This is a genomic window from Halioglobus sp. HI00S01, assembly GCF_001635445.1.
GTDB lineage: Bacteria > Pseudomonadota > Gammaproteobacteria > Pseudomonadales > Halieaceae > Halioglobus > Halioglobus japonicus.
This window is the reverse complement of record NZ_LWEE01000215.1, coordinates 99,858-110,719: the sequence shown is the minus strand read 5'-3', so window position 1 is coordinate 110,719 and position 10,862 is coordinate 99,858. Positions and strand designations below refer to the sequence as shown.

Here is a 10,862-nt window from a genome sequence, read left to right as displayed (position 1 = left end):
TGCCCTCGCGGCTTAATTGACTTGCGGTGTCAGCTCTCCGGCATCGTACATCAGGTGAATAGTTTCGAGTGACTTCACCTTGATCTTGTCCGCCGCGCCGGCGGTATTGAACGCCTCGTAACGGGCGATACAGATATCGCGCATGGCGTCGGTGCTCTTGGCCAGGAATTTGCGCGGGTCAAATTCGGAGGGGTTTTCGGCCAGGAAGCGACGTACGGCACCGGTGGAAGCCAGGCGCAGATCAGTGTCGATGTTGATCTTGCGTACGCCGTGACGAATGCCTTCCTGAATCTGCTCAACCGGCACGCCGTAGGTCTCGGGGATTTCACCGCCGAATTCATTGATGACCGCCAGCCATTCCTGGGGCACGGAAGATGAGCCATGCATGACCAGGTGGGTGTTGGGAATACGCGCGTTGATCTCTTTGATGCGATCAATGGCGAGAATGTCGCCTGTGGGTGGGCGAGTGAACTTGTAGGCGCCGTGGCTGGTACCACAGGCAATTGCCAGCGCATCCACCTGAGTGGCCTTGACGAACTCGGCGGCCTCTTCCGGGTCGGTGAGCATCTGGTCGTGGGTCAGCTTACCCACCGCGCCAACGCCGTCTTCCTCACCGGCTTCACCGGTTTCCAGCGAACCCAGACAACCGAGCTCACCTTCTACTGATACGCCACAGGCGTGCGCCATTTCAACGACCTGGCGCGTTACCACGGCGTTGTAGTCGTAGTCCATCGGTGTCTTGCCGTCAGTACCCAGGGAGCCATCCATCATCACGGATGAGAAACCCAGCTGAATAGAACGCTGACACACCGCAGGCGAAGTACCGTGGTCCTGGTGAACCACCACGGGGATATGGGGAAACTCATTCATTGCCGCATCCATCATGGCGCGCAGGAACGGTGCACCGGCGTACTTACGCGCACCAGCAGAGGCCTGCATAATCACGGGTGAGTTGGTAGCATCGGCCGCTTCCATAATAGCGCGGGTCTGTTCCAGGTTGTTCACATTAAATGCCGGCACGCCGTAATCGTTCTCGGCGGCGTGGTCCAGCAATTGACGCAAGCTAATCAAAGCCATGTGGGGATACCTCTGCGGTGATTTTGTAGTGTGTCTTTTGTATTAGTCGTTAGCCCGGGATTCGAGCATCGCAACAGCCGGCAGCACTTTGCCTTCCACGTATTCGAGGAATGCGCCACCACCGGTAGAAATATAGGAAACCTTATCGGCGATACCGTACTTGTCAATTGCCGCCAGCGTATCGCCACCGCCCGCCAGGGAGAAGGCACTGGATTCAGCAATCGCCAGTGACAGGGCTTTAGTGCCAGCGCCAAACTGATCAAACTCGAAGACCCCCACGGGACCATTCCAGAGAATGGTGCCGGCGGTTTTGAGGATCTCGGCAATATCGTCTGCAGCCTGCGGGCCGATATCGAAAATCATGTCGTCGGCGACGACTTCATCGGCCGCCTTCAGCTCGGCAGCGGCCGATTCGGAAAACTCTTTGCCTGTAACCACATCAGTGGGCACGGGGATGTTGGTCTTGGACATCAGGGCCTGAGCGTTGGGGATCAGGTCTTCCTCGCACAGTGACTTGCCCACCGGCTTGCCGGCCGCAGCAAGGAAGGTGTTGGCAATGCCGCCACCCACAATGAGCTGGTCCACTTTGTCCGACAGCGTCTCCAGTACCGTCAGCTTGGTCGAGACTTTGGAGCCACCCACAATCGCTACCATCGGTCGCGCGGGCTCAGAAAGTGCCTGTTCAAGCGCAGTGAGCTCGCCTTCTAGCAACGGTCCGGCGCAGGCGACAGGCGCATATTTGGCAACGCCGTGAGTCGATGCCTGGGCGCGGTGCGCAGTACCAAAGGCGTCCATCACAAACACTTCGCACAAACCGGCATAGGCCTTCGCCAGGTTTTCGTCGTCTTTTTTCTCGCCGGGGTTGAAGCGCACATTCTCGAGCAGTGCAACCTCACCTTCATTGAGCTCAACGCCCAGCTTCCAGTCTTCTACCAACGTCACCTTCTGGCCCAACAGGCCGGCCAGGTGCTCGGCTACCGGTGCCATGGAGTACTGGGCTTCAAACTCACCCTCGGTGGGGCGACCCAGGTGAGACATCAGAATAACCTTGGCCCCGGCGGCTACGGCCTGCTGAATCGTGGGCAGCGCTGCACGGATGCGCGCATCGGACGCCACTGCCCCATCCTTGACCGGCACGTTAAGGTCTTCACGGATAAGTACCCGCTTGCCTTTCAGGTCGAGGTCTTTCATCAGTTTCACATTCAGGGACATGGGGTTGTTCTCCTACAAACTTGTCCAGTGGGCAGCTACATCCAACATGCGATTGGCGTAGGCCCATTCGTTATCAAACCAGGTAAGCACTTTCACCAGCCGCTGACCGCTGACGCGGGTCTGACTGGCATCGACAACACTGGAGTGAGTGTCCTGATTGAAATCACAGGACGCCAACGGCTCTTCAGTATAGCCCAGCACGCCCTGGAAACCGGTCTGCGCGGCACTGCGCAGGGCATCGTTGACCGCATCGATATCGGTGTCCCTTTCCACCTGTACGGTCAGGTCCATGGCCGAGACATTCAAGGTCGGTACGCGCAGTGCCTGGGCACTGAAGCGCCCGCCCATCGCCGGCAGAATGCGCTCCACACCCCGGGCAAGCCCGGTATCAATCGGGATTATCGAGTGGGATGCGGCGCGGGTCTTGCGCAAGTCCGTATGATGGTAAGCATCCAGCACCGGTTGGTCGTTCATGGCCGAGTGGATTGTGGTAATCACGCCACTCTCAATGCCCAGGCTGTCATGCAGCGCCTGGATCACGGGCACAATGCCGTTGGTGGTACAGGAAGCGGCAGACACCACGGTGTGCTGTGCCTGCAGCAGGGATTCATTGATGCCGTAGACGATCGTCGCATCAACATCCGCTTGGGCAGGCTGAGAGAACAGGACTTTCCCCGCACCCTGCTCCAGATGCTGTTCCGCCGTCAGCCTATCAGTGAAGGCACCGGTACATTCCAGGACCAGGTCGACGTCCAGCGCACGCCAGGGCAGGCTGTCGATCGTATCCTGACGTAACAGCTGGATGGACTGTCCGTCCACCACCAGCGATTGGTCGTCACCCTGAATATCTCCAGGGAAACGACCGTGGGTGGAATCATAGCGGGTGAGGTGGGCGACCGTGCCGGCATCTGCCAACTCGTTAATGGCCACCACCTGCATTCGCTCGCGCAGTGGGCTCTGGTGCAGCGCTCGCAACACACAGCGACCGATGCGGCCGTACCCGTTTATCGCCAGCCGGATCATCCAGAACGGACCTCTATATTAGTCGATTAGAACCTCTTCTACCGCAGCCACGACATTGTCTGCGGTGAAGCCAAATTCCTTGAACAATTCGCCGGCAGGTGCAGACTCACCGAAGCTGGTCATACCCACGATACGGCCGTCCAGGCCCACGTACTTGTACCAGTAGTCGGCGTGCAGTGCCTCCACCGCTACACGGGCGAGCACATCGGAGGGCAGCACTGCCTCGCGGTATGCCGCATCCTGGGCCTCAAAAATTTCGGTACAGGGCATGGAAACCACGCGCACCTGCTTGCCGGCACCTGCCAGCTGCTCGGCAGCGGCCATGGCCAGTTGTACTTCCGAGCCGGTGGCAATAAGAATCGCATCGGGCGTACCTTCACAGTCCTTGAGGATATAACCACCGCGGGCAATGTCCGCCACCTGGGCCGCGCTGCGATCCTGATGGGGCAGGCCCTGACGAGAGAAGATCAGCGCGCTGGGGCCGTCACTGCGTTCCACGGCTGTCTTCCACGCAACGGCAGATTCAACGGTGTCGCAGGGACGCCAGGTGTTCATGTTCGGTGTAGTGCGCAGGGACGCGACCTGCTCCACGGGCTGGTGAGTGGGGCCATCTTCACCCAGGCCGATAGAATCGTGGGTAAATACAAAGATGGACTGCTGCTTCATCAGCGCAGCCATACGCACGGCGTTGCGCATGTATTCCATAAATACCAGGAAGGTGGCGCCGTAGTTGATAAAGCCGCCGTGCAGGGCGATGCCGTTCATCATGGCCGCCATACCGAACTCACGTACCCCGTAGTAGAGGTAGTTGCCGTCTGCATCGTCCTTGCTGATGCCTTTTGAACCGCTCCAGATCGTCAGGTTGGAACCTGCCAGGTCGGCGGAACCGCCAAGCAGTTCAGGCAGCAGCGGGCCATAGGCGTTCAGGCAGTTCTGGGAAGCCTTGCGCGATGCAACACTGGCACCCTCTTCCTGGCACTGGGCAATATAGGCGTCCGCTTTGGCGGAGAAATCTGCAGGCAGGTCCCCCGCCAGACGACGCTGGAGCTCAGCGGCCAGCTCGGGGTGAGCAGACTGGTATGCGGCAAAGTCACTGTCCCACTTGGCCTGGGCAGCAGCGCCCTTCTCACGGGCATTCCAGCCGGCGTAGATTTCCTCGGGAATAACAAACGGATCGTGCGGCCAGTCGATGGCGGTGCGGGTCGCAGCCACTTCGTCGCTACCCAGGGGCGCGCCGTGGCAGGACTCGGTGCCCTGCTTACCGGGTGAGCCCTTACCGATAATGGTCTTGCAGCAGATCAGTGTAGGCTTGCCCGGCTCGTGGCGGGCAGCTTCGATAGCGGCCTTGACCTCGGAGGAGCTGTGGCCGTTCACATCGTTAATCACCTGCCAGCCATAGCTGGCGAAGCGCGCTGGAGTGTCATCGGTAAACCAGCCTTCTACTTCACCGTCGATGGAGATGTTGTTGTCATCGTAAAAGGCGATCAACTTGCCCAGGCCAAGGGTACCGGCCAGGGAACACACTTCGTGGGAGATACCTTCCATCAGACAGCCATCGCCGAGGAACGCGTAGGTGTAGTGATCAACGATGTCGTGACCGTCGCGGTTAAATTGTGCCGCCAGTACTTTCTCGGCAACCGCCATACCCACTGCATTGGAGATGCCCTGGCCCAGAGGGCCTGTGGTGGTTTCAACGCCCGGCGTGTAGCCGTATTCAGGGTGGCCGGGGGTCTTGCTGTGCAGCTGACGGAAATTCTGGATCTCAGACATCGGCAAGTCGTAGCCGGTCAGGTGCAGCAGTGAGTAGATCAGCATTGAACCGTGACCATTGGACAGCACAAAGCGGTCGCGATTGGCCCAGCTCGGATCTGCCGGGTTGTGGACCATATAATCGTTCCACAATACTTCGGCAATATCGGCCATACCCATGGGAGCGCCAGGGTGGCCGGAATTGGCCGTTTGGACCGCGTCCATGGACAGGGCGCGGATGGCGTTAGCGAGTTCAATACGAGAAGAAGACATCGGTATCTCCGTGTTGGCGGGTGGGGCCGGGTTAGAAAGGGGCGCTATTTTCGCGTAACAGGCGGCGAACAGCAACGACAATAATACCGCTACAAGCCCCGCCAGCACTGCCATATCAAATAATTTTGATTTCGCCTTTAGATCTATATCAAATAATTTTGATATACAATTATTTCCCTGCTACACTCCTGCGCCATGTCTTCAGTCGAAAAAGCCATTTCCATGCCGGGCGAAGCCCTGGCCAGCGATCTCGCCGCCCTGTGCAAGGCCAGCGCAGATCCGCTGCGCCTGCAGGTACTACGCGTATTGCGCGAAGATTCCTTTGGCGTTTCCGAGCTATGCAGCATTTTCGACATTCGCCAGCCCGCGCTGAGCCATCACCTGAAAGTGCTGGCGGGCGCCGGCCTGGTGGCAACCCGCCGCGAGGGCAACGCCATCTTCTACCGCCGCGCCCAACTGGGTCAGCGCCCCGAACTGGAAGCACTGCAGGCCGCTCTGTTCGAATCGGTAGACCAGATCGAGCTGCCCCAGCAAACCCAGCTTGCCCTCAGTGAATTGCATGTAAAGCGCGAGGCCAACTCGCGCAATTTTTTCCGCGACAATGCCCACAAGTTTCGCCAGCAGCAAGATCTCATTGCCAGTTACGAACAATACGCAGGCACCGTGGCCGAAGTATTGCGCAATGCGCCCCTGACCCACCGCGGCACAGCCCTGGAAGTGGGCCCCGGCGACGGCAGCTTCCTGTTGGAGCTGGCACCGCAGTTTGACCGCGTAGTGGCCCTCGACATCGAAGCCATGATGCTTGAGCAGGCCCGCCAGAAAACCCAGGCAGCGGGCGCAGACAACATCGAGTTCATTCACGGCGACACGGCGAGCGACGCCCTCGAGGGGCTCCAGGCCGACTGTGCTGTGATCAACATGGTACTTCACCATACCCCTGCTCCCGGCCAGATCCTCAAGGATGTGGCCGCCCGCCTCGCCCCGGGCGGCGCCGTGCTGGTCACTGACCTGTGCGCACACGACCAGGGCTGGGCACGCGAGAATTGCGGTGATCTGTGGCTGGGTTTCGACCCGGCGCAACTCACCGCGTGGGCCAGCGACGCTGGCCTCACCGACCTGGCCAGTGCCTATCTGGCCCAACGCAATGGATTTCAAGTACAGGTGCGCCTGTTCGGCCACCCCGGATAACACGTAGTAAGAAAGGAAAAACCCAATGAGTGAGTACAGTATTTTCACTTCTGAGTCGGTCTCAGAAGGCCATCCAGATAAAATGGCAGACCAGATCTCTGATGCCATTCTGGACGCCATCCTGGCCGACGACAAAGACGCCCGCGTGGCGGTTGAAACTATGGTTAAGACCGGTATGGCCGTCGTCGCCGGTGAGGTGACCACCTCTACCTATGTCGACCTTGAAGACGTGGTTCGCCAGGTCATTCTCGACATTGGCTACGACAGCTCCGATGTGGGCTTCGACGGCGCCTCCTGTGCCGTACTGAATGCGATTGGCAAGCAGTCTCACGACATTGCCATCGGTGTGAATGAAGGCGAAGGCGCGCACGAGGAACAGGGCGCCGGCGACCAGGGTCTGATGTTTGGCTACGCCACCAAGGAAACACCGGTGTTGATGCCTGCCCCCATCTACTACTCTCACCGCATGGTGGAAAAGCAGGCCCAACTGCGCAAGGACGGCGTTCTGCCCTGGCTGCGCCCGGATGCCAAGAGCCAGGTAACCCTGCGCTATGAGAACGGCCTGCCCGTGGCCATCGATGCCGTTGTTCTGTCTACCCAGCACGATCCCGATATCAGCCAGAAAGATATCCACGAGGCTGTAATGGACATGATCGTCAAGGAAACCCTCCCCGCTGAGTGGCTGCACGCAGACACCAAGTACCACATCAACCCCACTGGCCAGTTCATCATTGGCGGCCCGGTTGGCGACTGTGGCCTGACCGGCCGCAAGATCATCGTTGACACCTACGGCGGCATGGCCCGTCACGGCGGCGGCGCCTTCTCCGGCAAGGACCCCTCCAAAGTAGACCGTTCAGCTGCATACGCAGGCCGTTACGTGGCCAAGAACATCGTTGCAGCGGGCCTGGCTGACCGCTGTGAGATCCAGGTGTCCTATGCTATCGGTGTTGCTGAACCCACATCTGTCTCAGTGAACAGCTTCGGTACCGGCAAACTCAGCGACGAGAAAATCGCTGAGCTGGTGGGAGAACACTTCGACCTGCGCGCCAAGGGCCTGGTCGACATGCTGGATCTGAAACGCCCGATTTACCGTAAAACTGCAGCATATGGCCACTTCGGCCGCGAAGATGCAGACTTTACCTGGGAAGCCACTGACAAAGCTGAGGCCCTCAAGGCCGCACTGTAAACCACCGAAAAAGGGGGACAGACCCCAATTTTTAATGGGGTCTGTCCCCAATTAGAGGAAAGAGCAATGAGCACTGCAGAAAACATTGAAACCACTGCCGACTACAAAGTCGCTGATATCGCCCTGGCTGAATGGGGCCGCAAAGAACTGGACATCGCCGAAGGCGAAATGCCCGCGCTGATGGCCCTGCGCGCCAAGTACTCGGACAGCAAGCCGCTGGCCGGCGCCAAGATTCTGGGTTGTATCCACATGACCATCCAGACCGGCGTTCTGATCGAAACCCTGACTGCGCTGGGCGCCGAAGTGCGCTGGTCTTCCTGTAACATTTTCTCCACCCAGGACCACGCTGCTGCGGCGATCGCTGCCGCCGGTATCCCGGTCTTCGCCTGGAAAGGTGAAACCGAAGAAGAATACGACTGGTGCCTGGAACAGACCATCCTCAAGGACGGCCAGCCCTGGGATGCCAACATGGTTCTCGACGATGGCGGCGACCTGACGGCCATGCTGCACGAGAAGTACGGCGCCATGCTGGAAAGCATCCACGGCATCACCGAAGAGACGACTACTGGCGTTCATCGCCTGCAGGAAATGCTGGAAGCCGGCACCCTGAAAGTGCCTGCGGTGAACGTGAACGACTCTGTCACCAAGTCCAAGAACGACAACAAGTACGGCTGTCGCCACTCCCTGAACGACGCTATCAAGCGCGGCACCGACCACCTGCTGGCCGGTAAGAAAGCGCTGGTTATCGGCTACGGCGACGTGGGCAAAGGTTCTGCCCAGTCACTGGCCCAGGAAGGCATGATCGTAAAAGTATCCGAGATCGACCCGATCTGTGCCATGCAGGCCTGTATGGACGGCTTTGAAGTCGTCTCGCCTTACATCGATGGCAACAATCAGGGTAACGACGAGTGCGTTAACCGCGATCTGCTCGGCAACACCGACCTGGTCGTCACCACCACCGGTAACTACAACGTGTGTGACGAGTACATGCTCAAGGCACTGAAATCCGGCGCCGTGGTGTGCAACATCGGCCACTTCGACAACGAGATCGACACCGGCTACATGCGTCGCAACTGGGAGTGGGAAGAAGTGAAGCCCCAGGTCCACAAGGTATACCGCGACCAGGCCAGCAACGATCACCTGATCTTGCTGTCTGAAGGCCGTCTGGTAAACCTGGGTAACGCCACCGGCCACCCCTCGCGCATCATGGACGGCTCCTTCGCCAACCAGGTACTGGCGCAGATCTACCTGTACGAGCGCAAGTTCGCCGACCTCGAAGCCGAGCTGAAGCCTGCGGCACTGTCGGTAGAAGTACTGCCCAAGAAGCTGGACGAAGAAGTAGCTGCGCACATGATCGGCGGCTTCGGTGCGGTTCTGACCAAGCTGACCTCCGAGCAGGCCGAGTACATCAACGTGAGCGTGGAAGGCCCCTTCAAGCCCGAAGCTTACAAGTACTAAGCACGCCAAGAATAGAAAGGAGACACTGTGGCCAAGCCAAGAATCAGCTTTGAGTACTTCCCGCCGAAAACTGACGCGGGCAAGGACAAGTTGCTGAACGAGACCACCCCGGCGCTGAACGAGTTGAATCCTGAATTCTTCTCGGTCACCTACGGCGCCGGCGGAACCACCCGGGACACAACCCTGGGTGTGGTTTCCACCATGCGCGAGGCGGGTGTCGATGTTGCCCCTCACATCAGCTTCGGCGGTGATGACGAGGACACCATGGCGGAACTGCTGCAAACCTATAAGGCGCGCGACATCAAACGCCTGGTTGCACTGCGCGGTGACATGCCTTCCGGCATGGGCACCGCCATGCAGCTGGTGCACGCCAATGACCTGGTGGCCTTTATCCGGGAAAAAACCGGCGACCACTTCAATATTGAGGTGGGGGCCTATCCGGAAATTCACCCCGAGTCCAAGAGCTACGACAGCGACATTCACTTCCTCAAGAAGAAAATGGATGCCGGCGCCAACAGCGCTATCACCCAGTACTTCTACAATGTGGAAGCCTATTTCTACTATCTCGATCAGTGTATGGCGGCGGGTATCGACAAGCCGATTTACGCGGGCATCATGCCGATTACCAACTTCGAAAATCTGGCGCGCTTCTCGCGTAACTGTGGCGCCGAAATCCCGCGCTGGATCTGCCAGAAAATGGAAGGCTATGGCGACGACCTGGAATCCGTGCGCAAGTTCGGCCTCGAAGTTGTCACCCAGCTCTGCCAGACCCTGATGGATTCCGGTTGCCCCGGCATCCACTTCTACACCATGAACCAGGTAGAGCCCACCCGGGAAATCTACAACAACCTTGGCCTCTGATACCTGTTGTTCAGCCTCTGGGAACTGCGGTTCGCAGTTCCCGCTTCCCCTTCTTCAAAACCTCAGACCGACTGCAAATTCTGTAGTAGGATGCCCGCATGCGCATCCCCCGAATTCACACTGTCCAGGCGTTGCAGCCCGATAGTATCGTCGAGCTTGAGGCCGGACCCAGCCAGCACCTGGCCCGCGCCCTGCGTATGCAGGAGGGCGCTGAACTGGTTTTGTTTGACGGCACCGGCGGCCAGTATCCGGCGGTGATTACTTCGGTCGGCAAGAAGCAGGTGACGGTGCAAACCGGCGCTTTCGACAATTGCAACCCGGAGTCGATACTACGGGTCAGCCTGGGTATCGCCATCTCACGTGGTGATCGCATGGACTGGGTGATTCAAAAAGCCACTGAGCTAGGCGTCAGCAGCATTACACCCCTGCAAACCGAACGCACCGAAGTGAAACTGAAAGGCGATCGCGCAGCTAAAAAAATCGGGCACTGGCAGCAGATAGCGATCAGTGCGTGTGAACAGTGCGGTCGCAATATCGTGCCCGTTGTCAGCGACATTGCCCCCGTCGCCGCCTGGCTCGAGGCTCAGCCAGCACAACTGAAACTGGTACTGCACCATCGCGCTGATCCATTGCCCGCAAGTGACGACGCGCCGGCGTCGGTGGCACTGTTGATCGGTCCCGAGGGTGGCCTCAGCACGAGTGAAATTAAAGCCGCCGAAGCCGCTGATTTCCTGTCGCTGCGACTGGGGCCGCGAGTGCTGCGCACTGAGACTGCACCCCTCGCGGCGCTGACGGCACTTCAATTCAAGTGGGGCGACATGCCCTTCTAGTTTTC

The 10,862-nt window shown here is 58.9% G+C and carries 9 protein-coding genes; 5 read left to right on the top strand and 4 right to left on the bottom strand.

The genetic code is table 11. The features are described 5' to 3' along the window. Nucleotides 1–12 precede the first annotated feature (12 nt). Genes fba through tkt form a run of 4 tightly spaced genes read right to left on the bottom strand, consistent with a single transcriptional unit; the run spans nt 13 to nt 5,334 of the window. Nucleotides 13–1,077, bottom strand: coding sequence for a class II fructose-bisphosphate aldolase (gene fba / locus A3709_RS16435; RefSeq protein WP_066057000.1), 1,065 nt, complete (start codon nt 1,075–1,077; stop codon nt 13–15). A gap of 42 nt (nt 1,078–1,119) precedes the next feature. Continuing rightward, complete coding sequence (locus A3709_RS16430; protein WP_369795156.1) at nt 1,120–2,289, bottom strand: phosphoglycerate kinase; 1,170 nt, start codon at nt 2,287–2,289, stop codon at nt 1,120–1,122. 12 nt (nt 2,290–2,301) lie between these two features. Then, nucleotides 2,302–3,312, bottom strand: a complete 1,011-nt coding sequence (gap, locus tag A3709_RS16425) for a type I glyceraldehyde-3-phosphate dehydrogenase (protein ID WP_066056997.1) — start codon at nt 3,310–3,312, stop codon at nt 2,302–2,304. A gap of 18 nt (nt 3,313–3,330) precedes the next feature. Further along, nucleotides 3,331–5,334 (bottom strand): transketolase, encoded by a 2,004-nt coding sequence (gene tkt, locus A3709_RS16420; protein WP_066056994.1) that lies wholly within the window; start codon nt 5,332–5,334, stop codon nt 3,331–3,333. Nucleotides 5,335–5,529: 195 nt separating this feature from the next. On the opposite strand from tkt, the gene A3709_RS16415 reads away from it, so the two are divergent. The 5 genes from A3709_RS16415 to A3709_RS16395 all read left to right on the top strand — a co-directional run bounded on the left by A3709_RS16415 (nt 5,530) and on the right by A3709_RS16395 (nt 10,857). After that, on the top strand, nt 5,530–6,522 hold the full coding sequence (locus A3709_RS16415) for a metalloregulator ArsR/SmtB family transcription factor (RefSeq protein WP_066056991.1): 993 nt from the start codon (nt 5,530–5,532) through the stop codon (nt 6,520–6,522). A 25-nt stretch (nt 6,523–6,547) separates the two neighbouring features. Beyond that, on the top strand, nt 6,548–7,708 hold the full coding sequence (gene metK, locus A3709_RS16410) for a methionine adenosyltransferase (protein ID WP_066056988.1): 1,161 nt from the start codon (nt 6,548–6,550) through the stop codon (nt 7,706–7,708). A gap of 66 nt (nt 7,709–7,774) precedes the next feature. Next, entirely contained in the window at nt 7,775–9,166 is a 1,392-nt protein-coding gene (gene ahcY, locus A3709_RS16405) for an adenosylhomocysteinase (protein ID WP_066056986.1), read from the top strand. 27 nt (nt 9,167–9,193) lie between these two features. Further along, complete coding sequence (gene metF, locus A3709_RS16400) at nt 9,194–10,027, top strand: methylenetetrahydrofolate reductase [NAD(P)H] (RefSeq protein ID WP_066056983.1); 834 nt, start codon at nt 9,194–9,196, stop codon at nt 10,025–10,027. 98 nt (nt 10,028–10,125) lie between these two features. Then, nucleotides 10,126–10,857 carry a 16S rRNA (uracil(1498)-N(3))-methyltransferase gene (locus A3709_RS16395; protein ID WP_066056980.1) on the top strand — a complete coding sequence of 244 codons (732 nt, stop codon included), beginning with the start codon at nt 10,126–10,128 and terminating at the stop codon, nt 10,855–10,857. Nucleotides 10,858–10,862 lie beyond the last annotated feature (5 nt).

Coding starts and splice junctions, on each gene's coding strand:
- fba (WP_066057000.1), bottom strand. CDS start 1,077: ATGGCTTTGATTAGCTTGCGTCAATTGCTGGACCACGCCGCCGAGAAC.
- A3709_RS16430 (WP_369795156.1), bottom strand. CDS start 2,289: ATGTCCCTGAATGTGAAACTGATGAAAGACCTCGACCTGAAAGGCAAG.
- gap (WP_066056997.1), bottom strand. CDS start 3,312: ATGATCCGGCTGGCGATAAACGGGTACGGCCGCATCGGTCGCTGTGTG.
- tkt (WP_066056994.1), bottom strand. CDS start 5,334: ATGTCTTCTTCTCGTATTGAACTCGCTAACGCCATCCGCGCCCTGTCC.
- A3709_RS16415 (WP_066056991.1), top strand. CDS start 5,530: ATGTCTTCAGTCGAAAAAGCCATTTCCATGCCGGGCGAAGCCCTGGCC.
- metK (WP_066056988.1), top strand. CDS start 6,548: ATGAGTGAGTACAGTATTTTCACTTCTGAGTCGGTCTCAGAAGGCCAT.
- ahcY (WP_066056986.1), top strand. CDS start 7,775: ATGAGCACTGCAGAAAACATTGAAACCACTGCCGACTACAAAGTCGCT.
- A3709_RS16395 (WP_066056980.1), top strand. CDS start 10,126: ATGCGCATCCCCCGAATTCACACTGTCCAGGCGTTGCAGCCCGATAGT.